The organism is Planomicrobium soli (genome assembly GCF_003014655.1).
Taxonomy (GTDB): domain Bacteria; phylum Bacillota; class Bacilli; order Bacillales_A; family Planococcaceae; genus Planococcus; species Planococcus soli_B.
In genome coordinates, this window is record NZ_PYAT01000023.1 from 15,605 (window position 1) to 38,111 (window position 22,507).

General features: G+C 46.1%; 21 protein-coding genes and 1 other annotated feature. All 21 genes read left to right on the forward strand.

Annotated features, from left to right (window positions below):
• Positions 1 to 2: 2 nt before the first annotated feature.
• Positions 3 to 368, forward strand: coding sequence for a small basic family protein (locus B0H99_RS17020; protein WP_106534888.1), 366 nt, complete (start codon positions 3 to 5; stop codon positions 366 to 368).
• Between the two features lie 101 nt (positions 369 to 469).
• The gene (gene ftsA / locus B0H99_RS17025; protein WP_106534889.1) at positions 470 to 1,759 is read left to right on the forward strand and encodes a cell division protein FtsA; all 1,290 of its coding nucleotides are present in this window, start codon (positions 470 to 472) and stop codon (positions 1,757 to 1,759) included.
• Positions 1,760 to 1,813: 54 nt separating this feature from the next.
• Positions 1,814 to 2,992 (forward strand): cell division protein FtsZ, encoded by a 1,179-nt coding sequence (gene ftsZ, locus B0H99_RS17030; protein WP_106534890.1) that lies wholly within the window; start codon positions 1,814 to 1,816, stop codon positions 2,990 to 2,992.
• Between the two features lie 162 nt (positions 2,993 to 3,154).
• Entirely contained in the window at positions 3,155 to 3,820 is a 666-nt protein-coding gene (locus tag B0H99_RS17035; RefSeq protein ID WP_106534891.1) for a YggS family pyridoxal phosphate-dependent enzyme, read from the forward strand.
• Between the two features lie 2 nt (positions 3,821 to 3,822).
• Positions 3,823 to 4,302, forward strand: a complete 480-nt coding sequence (locus tag B0H99_RS17040; RefSeq protein ID WP_106534892.1) for a cell division protein SepF — start codon at positions 3,823 to 3,825, stop codon at positions 4,300 to 4,302.
• A gap of 20 nt (positions 4,303 to 4,322) precedes the next feature.
• The gene (locus tag B0H99_RS17045) at positions 4,323 to 4,586 is read left to right on the forward strand and encodes a YggT family protein (RefSeq protein WP_106534893.1); all 264 of its coding nucleotides are present in this window, start codon (positions 4,323 to 4,325) and stop codon (positions 4,584 to 4,586) included.
• 62 nt (positions 4,587 to 4,648) lie between these two features.
• The gene (locus B0H99_RS17050) at positions 4,649 to 5,434 is read left to right on the forward strand and encodes a YlmH family RNA-binding protein (protein WP_106534894.1); all 786 of its coding nucleotides are present in this window, start codon (positions 4,649 to 4,651) and stop codon (positions 5,432 to 5,434) included.
• A gap of 94 nt (positions 5,435 to 5,528) precedes the next feature.
• Positions 5,529 to 6,050 carry a DivIVA domain-containing protein gene (locus B0H99_RS17055; protein ID WP_106534895.1) on the forward strand — a complete coding sequence of 174 codons (522 nt, stop codon included), beginning with the start codon at positions 5,529 to 5,531 and terminating at the stop codon, positions 6,048 to 6,050.
• 71 nt (positions 6,051 to 6,121) lie between these two features.
• Positions 6,122 to 6,337: a binding site (T-box leader), on the forward strand.
• 43 nt (positions 6,338 to 6,380) lie between these two features.
• Complete coding sequence (gene ileS, locus B0H99_RS17060; protein WP_106534896.1) at positions 6,381 to 9,143, forward strand: isoleucine--tRNA ligase; 2,763 nt, start codon at positions 6,381 to 6,383, stop codon at positions 9,141 to 9,143.
• 246 nt (positions 9,144 to 9,389) lie between these two features.
• On the forward strand, positions 9,390 to 9,866 hold the full coding sequence (lspA, locus tag B0H99_RS17065) for a signal peptidase II (protein WP_106534897.1): 477 nt from the start codon (positions 9,390 to 9,392) through the stop codon (positions 9,864 to 9,866).
• Complete coding sequence (locus B0H99_RS17070) at positions 9,866 to 10,777, forward strand: RluA family pseudouridine synthase (protein ID WP_106534898.1); 912 nt, start codon at positions 9,866 to 9,868, stop codon at positions 10,775 to 10,777. The genes lspA and B0H99_RS17070 overlap by 1 nt, the downstream gene beginning before the upstream one ends.
• 188 nt (positions 10,778 to 10,965) lie before the next feature.
• The gene (pyrR, locus tag B0H99_RS17075) at positions 10,966 to 11,505 is read left to right on the forward strand and encodes a bifunctional pyr operon transcriptional regulator/uracil phosphoribosyltransferase PyrR (RefSeq protein WP_106534899.1); all 540 of its coding nucleotides are present in this window, start codon (positions 10,966 to 10,968) and stop codon (positions 11,503 to 11,505) included.
• Positions 11,506 to 11,528: 23 nt separating this feature from the next.
• Positions 11,529 to 12,824, forward strand: a complete 1,296-nt coding sequence (locus B0H99_RS17080) for a solute carrier family 23 protein (protein WP_106534900.1) — start codon at positions 11,529 to 11,531, stop codon at positions 12,822 to 12,824.
• 125 nt (positions 12,825 to 12,949) lie between these two features.
• Entirely contained in the window at positions 12,950 to 13,819 is an 870-nt protein-coding gene (locus B0H99_RS17085) for an aspartate carbamoyltransferase catalytic subunit (RefSeq protein WP_106534901.1), read from the forward strand.
• 2 nt (positions 13,820 to 13,821) lie between these two features.
• Positions 13,822 to 15,099: a dihydroorotase gene (locus tag B0H99_RS17090; protein WP_106534902.1), complete on the forward strand. Its 1,278-nt coding sequence runs from the start codon at positions 13,822 to 13,824 to the stop codon at positions 15,097 to 15,099.
• Positions 15,099 to 16,193: a carbamoyl phosphate synthase small subunit gene (locus B0H99_RS17095; RefSeq protein ID WP_181313701.1), complete on the forward strand. Its 1,095-nt coding sequence runs from the start codon at positions 15,099 to 15,101 to the stop codon at positions 16,191 to 16,193. Before B0H99_RS17090 ends, B0H99_RS17095 begins: the two co-directional genes overlap by 1 nt.
• The gene (gene carB, locus B0H99_RS17100) at positions 16,186 to 19,374 is read left to right on the forward strand and encodes a carbamoyl-phosphate synthase large subunit (RefSeq protein WP_106534904.1); all 3,189 of its coding nucleotides are present in this window, start codon (positions 16,186 to 16,188) and stop codon (positions 19,372 to 19,374) included. The genes B0H99_RS17095 and carB overlap by 8 nt, the downstream gene beginning before the upstream one ends.
• Complete coding sequence (locus tag B0H99_RS17105; RefSeq protein WP_106534905.1) at positions 19,371 to 20,138, forward strand: dihydroorotate dehydrogenase electron transfer subunit; 768 nt, start codon at positions 19,371 to 19,373, stop codon at positions 20,136 to 20,138. Before carB ends, B0H99_RS17105 begins: the two co-directional genes overlap by 4 nt.
• On the forward strand, positions 20,135 to 21,049 hold the full coding sequence (locus tag B0H99_RS17110) for a dihydroorotate dehydrogenase (RefSeq protein WP_106534906.1): 915 nt from the start codon (positions 20,135 to 20,137) through the stop codon (positions 21,047 to 21,049). Before B0H99_RS17105 ends, B0H99_RS17110 begins: the two co-directional genes overlap by 4 nt.
• The gene (gene pyrF, locus B0H99_RS17115) at positions 21,046 to 21,735 is read left to right on the forward strand and encodes an orotidine-5'-phosphate decarboxylase (RefSeq protein ID WP_106534907.1); all 690 of its coding nucleotides are present in this window, start codon (positions 21,046 to 21,048) and stop codon (positions 21,733 to 21,735) included. Before B0H99_RS17110 ends, pyrF begins: the two co-directional genes overlap by 4 nt.
• Entirely contained in the window at positions 21,732 to 22,367 is a 636-nt protein-coding gene (gene pyrE / locus B0H99_RS17120; RefSeq protein ID WP_106534908.1) for an orotate phosphoribosyltransferase, read from the forward strand. The genes pyrF and pyrE overlap by 4 nt, the downstream gene beginning before the upstream one ends.
• Positions 22,368 to 22,507: the final 140 nt, after the last annotated feature.

Genomic DNA, 22,507 nt, shown 5'->3' on the forward strand with positions numbered 1-22,507 from the left:
CGATGTGGTTATCTGTATTAGGCTTGCTCCTTGGCATTTCGCTTGGGCTTTTGACGGACATGCAAATCCCGTCCGAATACGCCAATTATTTATCGATTGCAGTTCTTGCTTCTTTGGATACTTTATTTGGGGGAATAAGAGCGCATTTGCAACACATGTATGATGACAAAGTTTTTGTTTCAGGATTTTTCTTCAACATCATCTTAGCGGCAGGTCTTGCATTTCTTGGCGTGCATTTAGGCATTGATTTGTATTTAGCGGCAATTTTTGCCTTTGGTGTCCGGTTATTTCAAAATATTGCCGTTATTCGTCGGCTTTTATTGGCAAAATGGACCAATAAAAAAGAAACGGAAGAATCCCTTGGTTAAATTGAAGGAAAATTTATAAAGTTACACTATTATACTTAGACAAGGTGTAAAATTTACAATAGAATGTAAGTAATTGCAGTTTAATAAGGAGGTGCTACGAATTGAACCAGTCAGAGTTATATGTGAGTTTAGATATCGGGTCATCATCGGTTAAAGTTTTGATCGGAGAAATGGCCAATAAGTCGTTGCATGTCATCGGCGTCGGAAATGTAAAATCCAATGGAATCAGAAAAGGTGCGATTGTTGATATAGATGCGACAGTGCAATCCATAAAAAAAGCTGTCGATCAAGCTGAACGAATGATTGGAAAATCCATTCAGGAAGTTGTTCTGGGAATTCCAGCTAGTAAAGTAGCTCTTCACCCAGTGAAAGGCGTTGTAGCAGTCAACAGCGAGAACCGTGAAATAACGGACGAAGATTTGGATCGTGTGCTTGAATCTGCTCAAGTCATGTCGATTCCGCCGGAACGGGAATTAGTGAATGTCATCCCCGAACAATATATCGTAGACCACCTGGATGAAATCAAAGATCCGCGAGGTATGATTGGGATTCGTCTTGAAATGGATGGTACAATGGTGACTACATCCAAGACGATGCTGCACAACGTTTTAAGATGCGTAGAGAAAGCCGGTCTTCAAATCCGCGATATTTATGTACAGCCACTAGCTGCAGGATATTACGCGCTGACAGAAGATGAAAAGAATCATGGTACTGCATGCATCGATATAGGCGGAGGCTCTACCTCTATTGCCATTTTCCAAGATGGTCATTTGTCTGCAACTTCAGTAATTCCGGTTGGCGGCGATCATGTTACAAAAGATTTATCCATCGTATTGAAAACACCGACAGACCAAGCGGAAAGAATTAAAGTTGAATACGGTCATGCTTTCTATGACAACGCTTCTGAAGATGAATTGTTCGAAGTGCCTGTCATTGGATCGGATACAAGAGAACAATACAGCCAAAAATACATATCTGAAATAATCGGAGTTCGCCTGGAAGAACTTTTCGAATTGATTTTAGATGAGCTTTACCGTCATGGCGTCCAGGACCTTCCAGGAGGAGTAGTCTTAACTGGAGGCATGGCCAAGCTAGAAGGGTTACCAGAACTTGCCAGGAACATTCTGCAAACGCGCGTCCGCTTGTTTACACCTGAATTCATAGGTGTACGGGAACCGCAATATACAACTGCTGTCGGCCTTATTCAATACGCTTATATGGAAGATGTGTTTTACGGGCGGATCGGAAGCGGAGCGGCGTTGTCTGAATCGGTGAAAATTGAACAAGAACCACAACCGCAGAAAGTGCAAAAGCAGCCGAAACAACCGAAACAAAACGGTGAAGGTGTCGTTACAAAAGCCAAGAAAATGTTTGATAGATTCTTTGAATAAAATGAACATTGCATAAGGCTCATTAAAAGCCATGCAATTTTAGGAGGAAAAAGAATGTTGGAATTTGATACTTCAATTGATTCGTTGGCAGTAATAAAAGTAATTGGCGTTGGCGGTGGCGGGAACAATGCGGTAAACCGTATGATCGAACATGGTGTCCAAGGCGTTGAGTTTATCGCTGTGAATACCGATGCTCAAGCTTTGAACTTGTCCAAAGCCGAAGTCCGCCTTCAAATTGGCGGCAAATTAACGCGCGGCTTAGGCGCCGGGGCTAACCCTGAAGTCGGTAAAAAAGCAGCAGAAGAAAGCAAAGAACAAATTGAAGAAGCATTGCGCGGAGCTGACATGGTATTCGTAACTGCCGGTATGGGCGGAGGTACTGGTACTGGTGCAGCGCCGGTAATTGCAGGAATCGCAAAAGAACTTGGCGCTTTGACCGTTGGAGTAGTAACTCGTCCGTTCACATTCGAAGGCCGTAAACGTTCAACTCAAGCAATCGGCGGAATCGGAACGATGAAGGAATCTGTCGATACATTAATCGTTATCCCGAACGATCGTTTGCTTGAAATCGTTGACAAGAGCACACCGATGCTTGAAGCTTTCCGTGAAGCGGATAATGTTTTGCGCCAAGGTGTACAAGGTATATCAGATTTGATCGCTGTTCCCGGTTTGATCAACTTGGATTTTGCCGATGTGAAAACGATCATGTCCAATAAAGGCTCTGCATTGATGGGAATCGGTGTTTCTTCAGGGGAAAACCGTGCATCAGAAGCAGCCAAGAAAGCCGTATCGAGCCCATTGCTTGAAGTTTCAGTTGATGGAGCTAAAGGCGTTCTTATGAACATTACAGGCGGATCGAACTTGAGCTTGTATGAAGTACAAGAAGCAGCCGATATTGTCGCTTCAGCTTCTGATGAAGAAGTTAACATGATTTTCGGTTCTGTCATCAATGACAACTTAAAAGATGAGATTGTTGTAACAGTTATTGCTACTGGCTTTAACGAAGAGCAATTGCAGCCGAGAACGCCGCGTGGATCAGGATTGAACTCAAGCCGAGTCCAGTCAATCCAACAGCAGACGCCTCCGCCATCTTACCGTGAATCACGCCGCGAAGAACAACGCCGTGAAGAACAGGCACCTTCTTATCAACAAGAACCTGTGCGCCAAGAAAAACAACAAGATGATGCATTAGACATCCCGACGTTCTTGCGCAACCGACAAAGAAGACGCTAATCCAGACAGCTGCCACATAGGCAGCTGTTTTTTTAAATTCTCTTATGTTCAAAGAATCGTTGCATTTTGAGCACGACCTTCTTCCAAACTATAGGGGATAATTGATATATTAGGCTTTCCTTGATACAATAAGTTGAACGTCTATAGAAAAGTTGTGAATTTATGAAACCGATAAAACCTGTTTATGAACAGATTAATAATGAAATTGAAAGCATTCAAAAAGGGATCCAAATAATCGCCGTTACCAAACAAGTAGGAGTCGAGCGCACAAAAGAAGCGATCGATGCAGGGATCCAACATCTTGGCGAAAACCGGCCTGAAGGATTGATTGCCAAACGCGAAGCCCTTTCGTCTGATGTCCAATGGCACTTTATCGGGACGCTGCAATCCCGCAAAGTTAAAGATGTAATCAATCAAATCGATTATTTGCATTCACTTGACCGGTTAAGCTTGGCAAAAGAAATACAAAAACGTGCAGATCGCCCAGTGAATTGCTTTGTCCAAGTAAACGTTTCACAGGAAGAGTCAAAAAGCGGGCTTGCCCCGGAAGAAACTGTACAGTTTGTTAAATCACTGGAACATTTTGATAAAATACGTGTGGTTGGCCTGATGACGATGGCTCCTAACACATCGGATGAAGAAACCGTACGCCGTGTATTTAAAGGATTGAAAGCTCTGCAACTGAAAGTTGCAGCTGAAAACTGGGAACACGCACCATGTACAGAATGTTCGATGGGCATGTCCAATGATTATTTGATTGCAGCTCAAGAAGGAGCAACTTTTGTCCGAATAGGAACCGCATTAGTAGGAACGGAAAGCGAGGTATAAAAATGAGCATTAAAAATAAGTTTAAAAACTTCTTTTATTTGGAAGAGTATGAAGATGAACAACCTCAGCAGACGCAACAAACACAACCTCAGCAATCTCCGCGCTATGAAAAACCGGCAACGGTGCAAAATGTGAGAGAAACGCCCAAAGAGCGCCGTCAAAAAGCGGTGGAAGCTCCTGTGTCAAACATAGTGAGCCTTCAAAGTGCGATAAAATCTTCCAAAGTCAACTTGGTGGAACCGAGAGTTTATGCTGAAGCGCAAGATATTGCAGAACATCTGAAAAGCAAACGCGCGGTTGTTGTCAATTTGCAAAGAATTGAAAAAGACCAAGGCCTCCGCATCATCGATTTTTTAAGCGGAACCGTATATGCGCTTGGCGGAGATATACAACGCATTGGAACCGACATCTTCCTATGTGTTCCGGACACTGTCGAAGTGGACGGTGCAATTTCTGATTTTTATTATGATGATCAACAATAGAAGAGGTGGCTTAAGACTAAATGAATGAAATATTGGGAATACTACTTACAGCTATGAATATCTATTCGTATCTGCTGATTGCCAGCATTTTAATGAGCTGGCTGCCGAATGCACGCGAATCGAGCATTGGCCAAATGCTTGCCAAAGTTACAGATCCGTACTTAGATATCTTTAGAAAAATCATTCCGCCGCTTGGCATGATCGATTTTTCACCAATTATTGCGATCTTCGCATTAAACCTTGCCAAAAGTGGCCTTGTAGTTTTATTTAGTTACTTTCAATAATTACCTCACTTTGCGTGAGGTTTTTTTCTTGAGAGCCAGTTCATACAAAGGAGGCAGGCAACTTGGAATCTTTGCTGCAACACTTTAGAAAAGACGAACAGCAATTTATCGAGCAAGTATCAGGCTGGATTATTGATGTAGAAGATCGGTATTCTCCAAAGCTGACCGATTTTCTTGATCCGCGCGAACGTTTTATCGTGCAGGCGGTTTTGGGGTCTAGCGATATCCAAATGGCTGCTTCAGGAATGTTCGATGGTGCGGAGCGGCAGCGGATTTTATTGTATCCCTCATATTATGATCCGCAGCCGGAAGATTTTCAGATTACGATGTTTGAACTGAAATATCCGGTACGCTTTGTTACACTCAAACATCCTGATATTCTAGGATCGTTAATGTCTGTCGGTCTAGGGAGAGGGAAGTTTGGCGATATTCGGCTTGAAGACGAGCGGATTCAGTTTGCAGTCGCAGAAGAAGTGAGTTCATATTTGCAGACGAATTTTGTTTCTGCGGCAAAAGTGAAAGTTCAGCTTAACCCGGTATTGGATTCATCAGAGTATTTGACAGCTGTGGAGGAATGGACAGAAGAGTCGTTTACAGTCAGTTCGATGCGATTGGATACGGTGATAAGTTCCGTGTATAATATTTCTCGGCAAAAAGCGGCTTCATTGATACATGCTGGGAGAGTAAGAGTTAACTGGACGGTCCAGGAGCACCCATCTTTTGAATTGCACGAATCTGATTTGATATCCTCAAGAGGATATGGCCGGATTAAAGTAGGCATGATTGAAGGACGGACGAAAAAAGACAAAATCCGTCTGCAAATCGGGCGCTTGGACACAAACAAGTAGACGACTTTTAAAAAATCCAAAATAATACTGAAATTTGTGCTGTTGAACTGTATAATGTATAGAAACGACGATAAGTTAAGGAGAGGTGCACGTAATGCCATTATCCCCGCTGGACATACATAACAAAGAATTTGGCCGAAGTTTTCGTGGTTACCAAGAAGATGAGGTAAACGAATTCTTGGATCAAATCATTAAAGATTATGAATTGCTTCTGAAAGAGAAAAGAGAACTTGAAGAACGCTTGAAGCAAACCGACGAACGGGTCGGACATTTCACAACAATTGAAACAACGCTTCAAAAGTCAATTCTCGTAGCACAGGAAGCAGCAGAAGAAGTGCGCCGCAATGCGCAAAAAGAAGCGAAACTTATTGTGCGTGAAGCTGAAAAGAACGCAGACCGCATTGTCAACGAATCATTGACAAAAGCGCGCCGCATTGCAATGGAAATCGAAGAGTTGAAAAAACAGTCTAAAGTATTCCGCAATCGATTCAAGATGATTGTTGAAGCCCAATTAGACTTGATCGACACAGATGACTGGGATACATTAATGGAATATGATGTAGATACGACGAACCTGGATAAGCTGGAAGACGAGAAAAGCGACTCCCGTTCTTGACGCAAACGGATACAACTTTTATAATTATTTAATATTCAAGGCAGCAAAGGTGAAAGCCGAAGCTGCCGATAATAAAAGCATGGACAGAGACAGTACTTTAAATGATGCGACAAAGCGATCCAGGGATAGTGGGAGCCTGGTGAAAGATCGTTAAAGGAAAATCACTCTCGAGCTGGATTGGTGAACCCGAGTATCCAATTCCGTCTACACCACGTTACGGTGATCGAGTGGCAGCGGCTTAGCTGCAACAAGGGTGGTACCGCGAGTTTAAGCTCCTCGTCCCTTTCCAGGGATGGGGAGCTTTTTATTATGCCTACAGGAGGAATTAAAGTGGATTATAAAGATACGTTATTAATGCCAAAAACAGATTTCCCGATGCGCGGAAATCTGCCAAATCGTGAACCGGAAATGCAAAATAAATGGGAAGAAATGGATATTTACGGTCAGGTACAGGAACGGACTAAAGACCGTCCTCATTTTATTCTTCATGATGGACCTCCATATGCCAATGGCGATCTTCATATGGGCCATGCATTAAATAAAGTATTAAAAGATATGATAGTGCGTTCACGTTCAATGATGGGCTATCACGCTCCATACGTGCCAGGCTGGGACACGCATGGTTTGCCGATTGAACAAGCTTTAACCAATAAAGGCGTTAACCGAAAAGAATTGTCTCTTGCCGAATTCCGTAAGTTGTGTGCGGAATATGCTTATGAACAAATCGATAACCAACGTGCGCAGTTCAAACGCATCGGAGTTCGCGGCGATTGGGAAAACCCGTATGTTACGCTGAAACCATCGTACGAAGCCCGCCAAATTGAAGTTTTCGGATCCATGGCCAATAAAGGCTATATCTATAAAGGACTGAAACCGGTATATTGGTCTCCTTCAAGTGAATCTTCATTAGCTGAAGCGGAAATCGAATACCAGGATAAAAAATCGCCTTCCATCTATGTTTCGTTTGAAGTAACAGACGGCAAAGGCGTTTTGGCTGAAGGGACGAAAGTTCTGATCTGGACAACAACTCCTTGGACAATTCCTGCTAATCTTGGAATCACTGCACATGCAGAATTTAACTATGTTGAAGTTTCCGTAAATGGTACGCTGTATGTAGTTGCGCAAGATTTGTTAGAAGAAGTGGCAAAAGAAGTAGAATGGACGGATTACGAAGTTGTACGCGAATTCAAAGGGGCAGCATTCGAGCATATTTTAACAAAACACCCGCTGTATGACCGTACGTCATTAATGATGCTTGGTGAGCACGTTACGACTGATTCCGGTACTGGATTTGTCCACACGGCTCCAGGCCACGGGGAAGATGACTTTTTGGTCGGCAAGAAATATGGCTTAGATGTTCTTTGCCCTGTTGACGAAAAAGGCGTGATGACAGACGAAGCACCAGGATTTGAAGGGCAGTTCTATGATAAGGCTAATAAATCTATCACTGAAGCTTTGAAAGAAGTTGGGGCTCTTGTACATCTAGAGTTCATCACTCACTCATATCCGCATGACTGGCGGACGAAAAAACCGGTTATTTACCGTGCAACGGCTCAATGGTTTGTTTCTATTGAAGCGTTCCGTGACCAAATTTTAAAAGCGATCAACGAAACGACGTTTACTCCGGCATGGGGCGAAACACGCTTGTTCAATATGTTGCGTGACCGCGGCGATTGGAATATTTCCCGCCAGCGCGTCTGGGGCGTTCCGATTCCTGTATTTTATGCGGAAAACGGCGATGCTATCATTACTAACGAAACGATTGCTCATATCGCTAATTTGTTCCGTGAGAACGGTTCGAATGTTTGGTTCGAGCGCCCTGCAGCAGAACTATTGCCGCCAGGCTTTACGCACCCGAGCAGCCCTAACGGAATTTTCACGAAAGAAACAGATATCATGGACGTTTGGTTTGATTCTGGATCATCTCACCAAGGTGTGTTGGTTGAACGTGAAGATCTGTCTTACCCGGCTGATTTGTATCTGGAAGGATCTGACCAATACCGCGGCTGGTTCAACTCATCTCTTACAACAAGTGTTGCCATCAACGGCATCGCGCCTTATAAAGGCATCTTGAGCCACGGTTTCACATTAGACGGCAATGGCCGGAAAATGAGTAAATCGCTCGGAAATGTTATTGTTCCTGCAAAAGTGATGAATCAAATGGGAGCGGATATCTTACGCCTATGGGTTGCTTCAGTCGATTACACAGCGGACGTCCGCGTATCAGACGACAACTTCAAGCAAGTATCGGAAGTTTACCGGAAAATCCGCAATACGCTGAAATTCCTTCACGGCAACTTGGCTGATTTCAACGAACAAGAACACCGCGTAGCATTCGAAGATATGCGTGAAATGGATCAATACATGGCAATGAAACTGCAGAAAATGGTGGAAACGGTCCGTAAAGGTTATGAAACATATGAGTTCTCGTCTATCTACCATGCATTAAACGGATTCTGCGCAAATGATTTGAGCTCGTTCTACCTGGACGTAGCAAAAGACGTTGTTTATATTGAAGCGCCAAATCACCCGCACCGCCGTGCGATGCAGACGGTTATGTTTGATTCATTGATGGCGATCTTGAAGCTGGCATCACCGATCATTCCGCATACTGCTGATGAAATGTGGGGCTACTTGGACTTTGTGGACGAAGCGAGTGTGCAATTGGTCGACTTCCCTGAGGTTCAGGAAAATGCAGCATTTGCGGATTTGGAAAGCAAATGGGCACAGTTCATGGCTGTTCGCGATGACGTTCTGAAAGCGTTGGAAGAAGCGCGTGCAGCGAAAACCATCGGGAAATCACTTGAAGCTAAAGTGACAGTTTATGGCAGCGAAGAAGTGAAGAATTTATTGGCATCTGTTGACAGCAATGTTGGCCAATTGTTCATCGTTTCTCAGTATGAATTCGGAGGAGCAAAAGAAGCGGCTCCTGAACACGCACTTCCACTAAACCATGTTGCTGTAGTTGTTGAAAAAGCAGAAGGCGAAAAATGTGAACGCTGCTGGACTATTTCTGAGGAAATCGGTCAAAGCGAAGCTCATCCAACGCTTTGCTTACGATGCGCATCGGTTGTTGAAACACAATACGCTTAATTTTTTAAACCCAAGGAACTGATGGTTCAGTTCTTTGGGTTTTTTCTGTTTTCTAGACAAAAATAGAACTTAATGAATTCAACGAGGACGATGCTGAAAAACAACTTTGCTGTCTTGCAGCGGTCTAATTCAGTTCGAGCTAAACAGAGAATAAATCAACTTATTCCAGTCAACTTTACAGGGAACTTACGCTTTGACCCGGTATGTGGTAAAATGGATTGACTGATGAATTGACGGAGGATACACATGTTTATTTATTATGGAATTGCTTTACTGATCGTTGCGCTTGATCAGTGGACGAAGTGGCTAGTTATGAAAAATATGGAGCTGGGGGAGCGCATTATCTTGGCGGATCCTTACCTTGCTTGGCTGTCGCACCGGAACCGCGGTGCAGCTTGGGGAATGCTTGAAGGGCAGATGTGGCTGTTCGCAATTATTACCATTGCAGTAATTATTGGCATACTTTATTATTTCCATGCGCAGGCGAAAGGAAAACCGTTGTTCCAATTAAGTTTGATGGTGATTCTTGGCGGAGCGATCGGAAATTTCATCGACCGCATGTTGCGTGGCGAAGTGGTGGATTTTATAGCTGTGCTAATTCCCATCATCAATTATGAATTCCCGATTTTTAACGTAGCAGACGCTGCTTTAACGGTTGGTGTGGTTCTCATGATCATATTTATCATTTATGACGAAAAACAAGAAAAGAAAAAGGTGTCTTAATGGAAGATTTAACGATAGAAGTAACAGAAGAGATGGCTGGCGAACGCATCGACAAAGCGGTAGCATCCATCGATGAAGATTGGTCGCGCTCGCAAATCCAAAACTGGGTCAAAGAAGGCGCAGTAAAAGTCAATGGCGAAACGGTCAAGCCGAATTACAAAGTGCGTTTGGACGATGTTATTATTGTAACGCCTCCAGTTCTTGAAGAGTTGGATGTAGTGGCGGAGAATTTATATTTACAGGTTGTTTATGAAGATCAGGACGTATTAGTCGTCAACAAACCGAAAGGTATGGTCGTCCATCCGGCCCCGGGCCATTCATCTGGAACGCTGGTTAACGGCTTGATGCATCATTGCACCGATCTCTCGGGCATTAATGGCGTTGTACGGCCGGGAATCGTCCACCGTATCGACAAAGACACGTCAGGCTTGTTGATGGTTGCGAAAAACGACGCTGCCCATACATCATTGGTGGATCAACTAGTGAAAAAAACGGTTACCCGAAAATATGTTGCTTTGGTTCACGGGCATATTCCGCATGACAAAGGGACAATCGATGCGCCAATAGCGCGTGATGCGAAAGAACGCCAAAATATGGCAGTTGTTGATAAAGGCAAGCATGCGGTTACGCATTTCCGTGTTTTGGAGCGTTTCGGCAACTTTACGCTCGTAGAGTGCCGTCTTGAAACAGGACGCACACATCAAATCCGTGTCCATATGAAATATATCGGCTTCCCGCTTGTCGGTGATCCGAAATACGGGCCGAAGAAAACGATGGAAGTCGGCGGACAAGCGCTGCATGCGGAAGTGATCGGCTTTAATCACCCGAGAACGGGCGAATACATGGAGTTTTCTGCGGAGCCGCCAGAAGAATTCGCGGAGCTTCTAGAATCTATTCGAAAGAAAGATTGACAAAAGGTTCGACCTATCTATATACTAAAAACAACTAAACGAATACAGCATCACCTTTAAAACAGTCCAGAGAGGCTGAGAAGGTATTTACGCAAGCCGGAAGTCTGTCTTCCGAGCCTAATTTTCTGCGCATATAACCTCTTGCCCTCTGGCAAGAGGTTTTTTATTTTGCAGAAGGAGTGGAATCCATGGTTGAAAAAGCAGACATTCTGGATGACAAGGCAGTAGCAAGGGCCATCACCCGGATTGCCCATGAAATCATCGAACGCAATAAAGGAATTGACGAATGCATCTTAGTCGGCATCAAAACGAGAGGCGCATTTATCGCAAAACGCCTTGCGGAAAAAATAGAGAAAATCGAAGGCAAGCCGATCATGACCGGCGAGTTGGACATTACGCTTTACAGAGATGATTTGAGCGTCAAAAACAAAAATCAGGAACCGTTAGTCCAGCAAGTAGACATCACCCATAACATTTCAAATAAAAAAGTGGTTCTGGTAGATGATGTATTGTATACAGGCAGAACCGTCCGTGCTGCCATGGATGCAGTAATGGACCTTGGCCGGCCGGCGCAAATCCAGCTGGCAGTCTTGATAGACCGGGGACATCGGGAATTGCCGATCCGCGCAGATTATGTCGGAAAGAACATCCCGACATCCAGCGATGAACGAATCGTCGTCAAAATGCAGGAAAGCGACGGCAAAGATCAAGTAGCGATACACGAGTAGAGAGAGAATGGAGAGAGCACCCAGTGAATGAAACTGTTTTAGATGTACAAGACAAACCAAAAGCGGGGCAATGGATATCACTTAGTTTACAGCACATGTTTGCCATGTTCGGTGCAACAATCCTTGTTCCAACGCTAGTGAACTTAAGCCCGGCAATTGCACTGCTTACGAGCGGCATTGCAACACTCATCTTCATCCTGATTACACAATTTAAAGTGCCGGCATATCTTGGTTCTTCCTTCGCCTTTATTTTGCCGATAACAATCGCTACAGAATCAGGCGGAATTGGATCAGCCATGATTGGAGCCATGTTCGTCTCACTTGTTTACGCCATCGTGTCGCTGATCATTTGGAAGACAGGTTATCAATGGCTCATGCGTTTACTACCGCCGATAGTTGTTGGTCCTGTAATTATTGTTATTGGATTGGCGTTATCTGGAACAGCGGTAGACATGGCAATGAATATTCCGGTCCCTGGGGTGCCTGGCGCTAAAGAATATAGTTTAATTCATTTTTCAGCAGCACTCGTAACATTATTTACAGCTATCATCTGTACAATTTATTTTAAAAACATTATTTCTTTAATGCCGGTATTAATTGGAATCATTGTAGGATATGCATATTCAGCAGCAGTGGGAATCATCAACTTTGCCCCAATTGCAAAAGCGAAATGGATTGCCGTTCCGGACTTCCTGATTCCTGGCGTCGATTATTCGTTCCAAGTCACGCCGACCCTGCTCTTCGTGATGGTGCCGATTGCAATTGTCACCATTTCAGAACACATCGGGCACCAGCTTGTACTCGGTAAAGTAGTAGAGCGCAACTACATAAAAGATCCAGGGCTTCACCGCTCGATTCTAGGAGACGGCCTTGGAACTTTCATATCCTCCTTAATCGGAGGACCGCCGAAAACAACGTACGGCGAGAATATCGGCGTACTGGCCATCACGCGGGTCTACAGCATTTACGTCATCATCGGCGCAGCCGTATTCGCCATTTTCTTCTCGTTTGCCGGCAAGTTGATGGCAGCGATTGCGACAATCCCAACGGCTGTCCTTGGCGGAATATCAATCCTGCTTTTCGGAATCATCGCTTCTTCAGGCTTGCGGATGCTAGTGGACAACAACATCAACTTCGGCGACAAACGCAATCTGGTTATCGCATCGGTCATTCTGGTCATCGGAATCGGAGGAGCGAAAATTGAATTCAGCGAAACGTTCCAAATAGAAGGCATGGCACTCGCAGCCATTATCGGTGTTCTTCTGAACCTGGTCTTGCCGGGTCGCAATAAAAATGAAATAGATGACGGAACTAAATAATACACCTTTTAATGAATTGTCCAGAGAGGCATGGAAAGGAATGGGTAAGGGCGGATTCTGCCCTTATTTCCTCACACCTTCCTGCCTCTGGGAAGGTGTTTTTTTATAGGAAAGGGAGGATCAACATGCCAAACTTAGTGGCGATGAACGACTTAGACAACAAGACAATCATGCATCTGCTTGAACGTGCAGAAGAGTATCAGCGGGGCGAACGTACGCCAGTGGCTGGAACAATCGTGAATTTATTCTTCGAACCAAGTACGCGCACAAAAATGAGCTTTGAAATGGCCCAGCATAAAATGGGCTTGACAGTTCTGCCATTTGAAACCACCTTTTCTAGTGTGTTAAAAGGAGAAACGCTTTACGATACGGTAAAAACGCTCGAGGCGATCGGCGTGAACGGCGTAGTCATCCGCCACGGGGAAGAAGAATACTATAAAGAACTGGCAAACTGCCAGATATCTGTCATCAATGGCGGAGATGGATCTGGCCAGCACCCGACACAGTCATTGCTCGATTTGTTCACGATCTATCAAGAGTTCGGAAGGATTGAAGGCCTTCACGTTACGATCGTTGGTGATATCGCCCACAGCAGGGTCGCGAAATCAAACGCAGCAGCGCTAAAAATGCTTGGCGCCCATGTTACATTTGTTTGTCCTAAAGTATGGAGCGGAAAGTACGAGACATCCCAGAATATCGACGACTATATTGAACATACAGACGTAGTTATGCTGCTGCGGGTTCAGCACGAACGCCATGCAGGGTCTGAGCTGTTTTCAAAAGAACGGTACCACGAAAAATACGGCTTGACTGAAAAACGCGAGCGTAAAATGAAGCCTTCGGCTATCATTATGCACCCGGCGCCAATCAACCGCGGGGTGGAAATCGCCGACTCGCTTGTTGAATGCGAGCGGTCACGAATCTTTAAACAAATGGCAAACGGTGTGTTTGTCCGGATGGCAGTACTTGAATATGCATTGAAAGGGAGAGAATGAGAATGAACTTATTCATTAAAAATGTAAACATGCTGGAAAACGGAGAATTGGCTCCAACGAATATCCGAATTGCAAACGGCCAAATCGAAGAAATCGGCATTGGGCTCTCCCCGCAAGGAGAACAAGAAATTGACGGCAATGGCCGGATGATCGCACCGGGATTTGTAGATGTTCACGTGCATTTGCGTGAACCAGGCGGCGAGCAAAAAGAAACGATCGAAAGCGGAACTCAATCGGCGGCAAGAGGCGGCTTCACAACCATATGTGCAATGCCGAATACACGCCCGGTACCAGATACGATTGATAATTTGGAACGCGTCAACGCTTTGATCGAAAAAAATGCGCTTATCCGAGTTTTGCCGTACGCTTCCATCTCCATCCGGGAAGCAGGAAAAGAAAGAACAAACTTGACCGAATTGAAAGAACACGGCGCATTCGCTTTTACAGATGATGGTGTCGGGATTCAACAAGCAGGCATGATGTATGAAACCATGCAGGACGCAGCAACACTTGATATGACAGTAGTAGCGCATTGTGAAGACAATTCATTGATCTACGACGGCGTCATGCACGAAGGAAAACGCAGTGCTGAACTTGGCCTTAAAGGAATTCCTTCCATTGCAGAGTCGGTACATATTGCCCGCGACATCCTGCTTGCTGAAGCAGCAGGCGCCCATTATCATGTTTGCCATATCAGCACAAAAGAATCGGTACGGGTGGTACGGGATGCAAAACGTGCAGGTGTGCGAGTGACTACGGAAGTTTGCCCACATCATTTACTGCTGAACGAAGACGATATTCCGGGGGATGACGCCAACTGGAAGATGAATCCGCCGCTTCGCTCGAAAGAAGATGTTGAAGCGCTTCACGAAGGGTTGCTTGACGGAACGATCGATTTTATTGTGACAGACCATGCACCCCATACATTAGAAGAAAAATCCAACGGCATGGACAAAGCGCCGTTCGGTATTGTCGGATTGGAAACAGCGTTTCCGCTTTTGTACACGCACTACGTAGAGACCGGCAAATGGACACTTCAGCAGCTGATCGACTGGATGACGGTCAAGCCGAGCGAAACCTTCAACTTGCCTTATGGAAAAATTGAAAAAGGCCAGACGGCAGACTTGGTACTGCTTGATTTGGAAAAAGAGCAGGAAATTAAAGTAGAAGACTTTTTATCAAAAGGGAAAAATACCCCATTCGGCGGCTGGAACTGCAAAGGCTGGCCAGCAATGACGATTTTCGGTGGACAAATTGTTTGGCAGGAGGAGACGAATTGATGAAACGTTATTTGATCTTAGAAGATGGAACCGTATTTGAAGGAAAAGCATTTGGCAGCGAGCAAGCTTCAGTAGGCGAAATCGTTTTTAATACAAGCATGACGGGATACCAGGAAATCTTATCAGATCCTTCTTACTGCGGACAGATCGTTACAATGACTTACCCGATGATCGGCAATTACGGCATCAATAGCGATGACTTTGAATCCATCTCTCCTGCAGTAAAAGGGCTGGTAGTACGCGAACTGGCTGAATTTCCATCCAACTTCAGAAGCAACTCGACACTTGATGAACTGTTCCGGACAAAGAATATTCCAGGAATCTCAGATATCGATACGCGGAAATTAACGCGATTGATCCGCTCAAAAGGCGCAATCAAAGGCATTTTGACTGCAGCAGGAGAAGAAGTGGATGTTGAAAAAGTGGTTCAGAAATTGACGAAAGTTGAAATGCCGAGAGACCAAGTGGCTCAAGTATCCACTGCCCGCCCTTATCCAAGCCCGGGACGCGGCAAACGCGTTGTCCTGATCGATTACGGCATGAAGCATGGTATTCTGCGCGAACTGAACAACCGCGATTGCGATGTTATCGTTGTGCCTTATAACACAACATCAAAAGAAATTCTGGCATGGGGACCGGACGGCGTCATGTTGTCGAACGGACCGGGAGACCCGAAAGACGTGGAAGAGTGTGTCCAGGTAGTGCGGGAACTTCTTGGCAAAGTGCCGGTTTTCGGGATTTGCCTTGGGCATCAGTTGTTCGCCCGAGCTTGTGGAGCAGATACGTATAAATTGAAATTCGGCCATCGCGGAGGAAACCATCCGGTGACCGATCTTACAACAGGCCGCGTAGAAATCACATCCCAAAACCATGGCTACTCAGTGGATGAAAATACATTGCAGGGAACACGCCTGGCAGTTACCCATACGGCGTTGAATGACAGCACAATCGAAGGATTAAAGCATATCGATTACCCGGCTTTCACAGTTCAGTACCACCCGGAATCTTCGCCAGGACCGGAAGATTCAAACTACTTATTTGACCGTTTTATCGAAATGATGAGCGCAAACCGGAAGGAGCAGCAATATGCCTAAAAGACAAGACATTCAAACTATACTAGTAATCGGTTCAGGGCCGATCATCATCGGGCAGGCTGCCGAATTTGACTATGCAGGGACGCAAGCGTGCCTAGCGTTAAAAGAAGAAGGATATCGTGTTGTGTTGATCAATTCGAATCCAGCGACCATCATGACGGATACGGAAATTGCCGATAAAGTATATATCGAGCCAATCACATTAGATTTTGTCAGCCGCATTCTCCGCAAAGAACGTCCGGATGCTTTGCTGCCGACACTTGGCGGGCAGACAGGTTTGAATATGGCGATTGAACTGCATGAATCGGGAATCCTGGACGAGCTGGGAATCGAAATTCTTGGGACAAAATTGGAAGCCATCCATAAAGCGGAAGACCGCGACTTGTTCCGTACCTTAATGAATGAATTGGGCGAACCAGTGCCGGATTCAGACATCATCCATAACATGGAAGAAGCAAAAGCATTTGTAGCCCGCATCGGCTATCCGGTTATCGTTCGGCCGGCATTCACACTTGGCGGCACAGGCGGCGGTATTTGCCATAACGATGAAGATCTTCAGGAGATTGTAACAAGCGGCTTGAAATACAGCCCGGTAACGCAGTGCCTTCTCGAAAAATCAATTGCCGGTTTTAAAGAAGTCGAATATGAAGTGATGCGCGATGCGAATGATACCGCAATCGTAGTATGCAACATGGAGAACTTTGACCCTGTCGGCATCCATACGGGAGATTCAATCGTTGTGGCACCAAGCCAGACTTTGTCTGATCGCGAATACCAAATGCTGCGCAATGTTTCATTGAAAATCATCCGAGCCCTTAAAATCGAAGGCGGCTGCAATGTCCAGCTAGCGCTTGACCCTAACAGCTTCCAATACTACATTATTGAAGTGAATCCGCGCGTCAGCCGCTCATCCGCTCTTGCTTCTAAAGCGACAGGCTATCCGATTGCCAAGCTTGCTGCAAAAATCGCTGTTGGACTGACGCTCGACGAAATGATCAATCCGGTAACAGGACGCACATACGCTGCTTTCGAACCCGCACTTGATTATATAGTAGCTAAAATTCCGCGCTGGCCGTTTGATAAGTTCGAATCCGCTAAACGCAACTTGGGTACGCAAATGAAAGCGACCGGCGAAGTAATGGCGATGGGCCGCAATTTTGAAGAAGCCATATTGAAAGCAGTCCGTTCTCTAGAAACAGGTCAATTTCATCTGGAATTGAAAAATGCCGACGCAATGAGCGACGAGTGGATCGAGAAACGCATCCGCCGCGCTGGCGATGAGCGCTTGTTCTTTATCGGCGAAGCGCTTCGCCGCGGCGTAACGATTGAGACGATCCATGACTGGAGCCAGATCGACTTATTTTTCTTGATGAAGTTGCAGAATATCGTGCAATATGAAGCAGTGTTAGCGGAAAATCCGTTCGACTATGCAACCGCAAAAAAAGCGAAACGTATCGGCTTTGCCGACCGCACCATTGCTAAACTTTGGAATACAGCAGAACAAGAAGTATACAACTGGCGCAAAGAGCAAAAAATAATACCTGTCTATAAAATGGTGGACACATGTGCAGCTGAATTTGAATCGGAAACACCATATTTCTATGGCACGTATGAAGATGAAAACGAGTCGATTCGCACGGAGAAAGAAAGTGTCATCGTTCTGGGATCAGGGCCGATCCGCATCGGACAGGGCGTTGAATTTGATTACGCTACGGTACACTCAGTAAGGGCAATCAAAGAAGCAGGCTACGAAGCCATCATCATCAACAACAACCCGGAAACCGTTTCGACGGACTTCTCAATTTCCGATAAATTATATTTCGAACCGCTGACAATTGAAGACGTCATGCATATCGTCGATTTGGAGCAGCCGAAAGGCGTAGTCGTCCAGTTTGGCGGACAGACGGCCATCAACTTGGCGGAGAAACTGGAACAAAACGGTGTGAAGATTCTTGGAACATCGCTGGAAGACATCGACCGTGCGGAAAACCGCAACAAATTCGAAGCGGCTTTGCACGAAATCGGCATTCCTCAGCCTCTTGGAAAAACCGCTACAAATGCAGCAGAAGCGGTAACAATCGCTGAAGAAATCGGTTACCCGGTACTTGTACGCCCTTCGTATGTTCTCGGCGGACGCGCAATGGAGATCGTCTACAAAGAAAAAGACTTGCGCTACTATATGGAGCATGCAGTGGAAGCAAGCCCGGAACATCCGGTTCTTGTTGACCGGTACTTGACCGGAATCGAACTCGAGGTTGACGCGATTTCAGACGGTGAGAATGTTCTGATTCCAGGAATTATGGAACACATCGAACGCGCAGGAGTCCACTCAGGTGACTCTATCGCGGTATATCCGACACAGAACATCACACAGGCTCAACTGGACACGCTTGTTGATTACACGACGCGTCTTGCAAAAGGCTTGAACATCATCGGCCTGTTGAATATCCAATACGTCATCTCAAAAGGTGAAGTCTTTGTAATCGAAGTAAATCCACGGTCAAGCCGGACGGTTCCTTTCATGAGCAAAATTACGAATATCCCGATGGCAAACATCGCGACAAAAGCGATTCTGGGACAAAACATCGTCGAACAAGGCTTCACCCCTGGACTTGCACCGCTGTCAAAAGGTGTCTACGTGAAAGTGCCGGTATTCTCGTTTGCGAAACTTAGAAGAGTGGATATCACGCTCGGGCCGGAAATGAAATCGACCGGAGAAGTCATGGGCAAAGACATCACGCTTGAAAAAGCGTTGTATAAAGGTTTGGCTGCTGCCGGTATGGAAGTGAAAGACCACGGCTGCGTCTTGATGACGGTATCGGATAAAGACAAAGAAGAAGCGGTGGGCTTGGCGAAGCGCTTCAAAGCGATCGGCTATCACATCATGGCTACAGAAGGAACATCAAAAACATTGGAGCAAGCAGGAATCCGCGTGACGCCAATCGGCAAAATCGGAGCAGAAGGCAAAACCTTGCTTGATGTGATCCAAAACGGTGAAGCGCAACTGATCATCAATACGCTGACAAAAGGAAAACAGCCAGAGCGTGATGGTTTCCGCATCCGTCGTGAGAGTGTGGAAAATGGTATACCGTGCATGACTTCGCTTGATACAGCCGAAGCGATGCTTCGCGTAATTGAGTCGATGACATTCTCGGCTGAAGAAATGGGTGCTGGCGTATGATCCGTCAAGAGCGCATGCAAGTTGTAGACCAAAAGCAAATCGCTCGCCATATTTTCGAATTGACGGTACAGGGCGGATTGACTAGCGAAATGACAGCGCCAGGCCAATTCGTACATGTGCGGGTAGCGGACAGTTATGAGCCGCTGCTGCGCCGTCCGATTTCTGTCGCGGCCATCGATCCGGAACTCCAGCAGTTCACGATGATCTATCGGGCAGAAGGCCGTGGCACGAGCTTGTTATCCCAAAAGAAACCTGGAGACACGCTCGATGTCCTTGGTCCGCTCGGCAATGGATTCCCGGTCGAGCAAGCGGAGAAAAAAGCGTATCTGATCGGTGGGGGCATCGGAGTTCCGCCTTTGTACGAACTGGCTAAGCAGCTTAACGCAAATGGCATCCAAACAGTCCATATTTTAGGATTTGAAAGCAAGCAGGCGGTTTTCTATGAAGAGAAATTCAAAGAACTCGGCGAAACGCATATTGCGACAGTCGATGGCAGCCATGGCACTCAAGGGTTTGTGACACATATTTTGAACGAGCTGCCGAAGGATTTTGATACCTATTTCAGCTGTGGGCCGACGCCAATGTTAGAAGCTGTCCAGTGGGCGTTTCCTGAAAAACGCGGGTTCTTGTCTTACGAACAGCGGATGGGCTGCGGCATCGGCGCGTGTTTTGCCTGTGTCTGCCGCACGACAAAAAGTGAAACGGATTATATCAAAGTTTGTTCCGACGGACCGGTATTTCCAGCAGGAGTGGTGATTGCATGACTAATTTAACAGTAAAACTACCCGGATTGAACTTGAAAAATCCGATCATGCCGGCATCCGGCTGCTTCGGATTCGGCAAAGAATACGCCCAATTATACGATTTGTCCGAGCTGGGTGCCATCATGATCAAAGCGGCAACGGTTGAAATGCGCTTAGGCAATCCGACGCCGCGTGTTGCTGAAACGGCATCCGGCATGCTGAATGCCATCGGCCTGCAAAATCCGGGCCTGACAAAAGTGGCTGGCGAGGAATTGCCATGGCTTGAAAGGTTCGATGTTCCTATCATCGCCAACGTTGCCGGAACGACAACGGAAGATTATGTGGAAGTCGCACGGGAAATTTCCAAAGCGCCGAACGTCCACGCACTTGAAATCAATATTTCTTGCCCGAACGTCAAACAAGGCGGCATCACGTTCGGTACCGATCCATTAGTGGCAAAAGAATTGACGCGCGCTGTCAAAAATGTAGCATCGGTTCCGGTGTACATCAAATTGTCGCCGAACGTCACTGACATAGTCTCAATCGCAAAAGCGGTCGAAGAAGGCGGAGCGGACGGCATTACAATGATCAATACGCTGCTTGGCATGCGTTTGGACCCGAAAACTGGCCGTCCGATCATCGCCAATATCACAGGTGGCTTGTCAGGTCCCGCTATCAAGCCCGTAGCGCTTCGTATGGTCTATGAAGTTCGCAAGCAAACCGACCTGCCGATTATCGGCATGGGCGGCGTCGCTACAGTAGAAGACGCCATCGACTTTATGTCGGCAGGAGCAAACGCTGTAGCAGTCGGTACAGCGAACTTCGTCAATCCGTTTGTCTGCCCGGAAATCATCGCGCAGCTTCCGGAAAAATTGCACGATCTTGGATATGAATCGGTGGAAGAATTGGTCGGAAGGAGCCATCGCCTGTGAATAAACCCATCATTGCTTTAGATTTTCCTTCGAAAACAGAAGTGGAAAGGTTTCTGGCCCATTTTGATGAGCCGCTGTATTTGAAAGTCGGCATGGAACTTTATTTTCAAGAAGGGCCAGATTTGGTCCGATACATAAAATCACTTGGCCATAGCGTATTCTTGGACTTGAAGCTGCATGACATACCGAACACGGTAGAGTCTGCAATGCGCGGACTGGCGAAACTGGGAGTAGATTTAGTCAATGTCCATGCAGCAGGGGGCTTGGAGATGATGAAAGCCGCTAAGCGGGGGCTTGCAGAAAGCGATACAAAACTGATCGCAGTCACTCAGCTAACATCGACGAGCGAAGAACAAATGCACAGCGACCAGCTGATTCCTGTATCTCTGGAGGGATCGGTGCTTCACTATGCAAATTTGGCCAAACAGGCTGGGCTTGACGGTGTCGTATGTTCCGTATTGGAAGCGAAAGCGATTGGAGCGGCATGTGGCGAAGAATTCCTACGCGTAACGCCGGGTATCCGTCCGGCAGATGTTTCGGCTGACGACCAAAAGCGCGTCGCAACACCGGAACAAGCAAGACAAAACGGCTCGACTCATATTGTTGTAGGGCGTGCAATCACAAAAAGCGAAAAGCCTGCCCAAAGCTATCAGTACATAAAAGAAGAATGGAGCGATGCCGAATGAAAAGAGAAATAGCGAGACACTTACTTAGTATCGGAGCAGTAGAGCTCCGCCCTCAAGAGCCATTTACCTGGGCATCGGGCATCAAATCACCGATTTATTGCGATAACCGTTTAACGATGTCGTATCCGGCAGTGCGCAAAGAAATCGCCAAAGGACTGGCCGAATTGATCGAGCAGTATTACGGGGAATGCGAAGTGGTGGCAGGAACGGCAACTGCAGGTATTCCGCACGCAGCTTGGGTAAGTGACCTGTTGGAACTGCCAATGATTTATGTACGTTCGAAAGCGAAAGAGCACGGGCAGGGCAACATGATTGAAGGAAAAGTGGTAGCTGGCCAAAAAGTGGTCGTCGTCGAAGATTTAATCTCAAAAGGCGGTTCGGTTTTGCAGGCAGCGGAAGCATTAGAAGCAGCCGGATTTGACGTGCTTGGCATCGTCGCCATTTTCACTTACGATTTGCCGCAGTCAGTCGAAGCTATTACAGAAGCAGGCTTTATGTTCCATACCTTGACGGATTTCCCATCGCTTGTAGAAGAAGCAATCAGCACAGGCGCCATCCGCGAAGAAGACATGCCGATGCTCGCTGATTGGCATGAAAGTTTAAAAGCCGGCACTTTGAAGAGTGAGTCGTAACGCATATTAAATCTAGTTAAAACAACAAAAAGTACATGGCCTATTTAGAGTGACCCAATAAAATGAGACAAGGAAAAAACACCGCCATCGTCGTATGTAGTCACAACGACAATTATGGAGGTGTTTTTCTGTATGGAGAT

Coding starts and splice junctions, on each gene's coding strand:
- B0H99_RS17020 (WP_106534888.1), top strand. CDS start 3: ATGTGGTTATCTGTATTAGGCTTGCTCCTTGGCATTTCGCTTGGGCTT.
- ftsZ (WP_106534890.1), top strand. CDS start 1,814: ATGTTGGAATTTGATACTTCAATTGATTCGTTGGCAGTAATAAAAGTA.
- B0H99_RS17035 (WP_106534891.1), top strand. CDS start 3,155: ATGAAACCGATAAAACCTGTTTATGAACAGATTAATAATGAAATTGAA.
- B0H99_RS17040 (WP_106534892.1), top strand. CDS start 3,823: ATGAGCATTAAAAATAAGTTTAAAAACTTCTTTTATTTGGAAGAGTAT.
- B0H99_RS17045 (WP_106534893.1), top strand. CDS start 4,323: ATGAATGAAATATTGGGAATACTACTTACAGCTATGAATATCTATTCG.
- B0H99_RS17055 (WP_106534895.1), top strand. CDS start 5,529: ATGCCATTATCCCCGCTGGACATACATAACAAAGAATTTGGCCGAAGT.
- lspA (WP_106534897.1), top strand. CDS start 9,390: ATGTTTATTTATTATGGAATTGCTTTACTGATCGTTGCGCTTGATCAG.
- B0H99_RS17070 (WP_106534898.1), top strand. CDS start 9,866: ATGGAAGATTTAACGATAGAAGTAACAGAAGAGATGGCTGGCGAACGC.
- pyrR (WP_106534899.1), top strand. CDS start 10,966: ATGGTTGAAAAAGCAGACATTCTGGATGACAAGGCAGTAGCAAGGGCC.
- B0H99_RS17085 (WP_106534901.1), top strand. CDS start 12,950: ATGCCAAACTTAGTGGCGATGAACGACTTAGACAACAAGACAATCATG.
- B0H99_RS17090 (WP_106534902.1), top strand. CDS start 13,822: ATGAACTTATTCATTAAAAATGTAAACATGCTGGAAAACGGAGAATTG.
- B0H99_RS17095 (WP_181313701.1), top strand. CDS start 15,099: ATGAAACGTTATTTGATCTTAGAAGATGGAACCGTATTTGAAGGAAAA.
- carB (WP_106534904.1), top strand. CDS start 16,186: ATGCCTAAAAGACAAGACATTCAAACTATACTAGTAATCGGTTCAGGG.
- B0H99_RS17105 (WP_106534905.1), top strand. CDS start 19,371: ATGATCCGTCAAGAGCGCATGCAAGTTGTAGACCAAAAGCAAATCGCT.
- B0H99_RS17110 (WP_106534906.1), top strand. CDS start 20,135: ATGACTAATTTAACAGTAAAACTACCCGGATTGAACTTGAAAAATCCG.
- pyrE (WP_106534908.1), top strand. CDS start 21,732: ATGAAAAGAGAAATAGCGAGACACTTACTTAGTATCGGAGCAGTAGAG.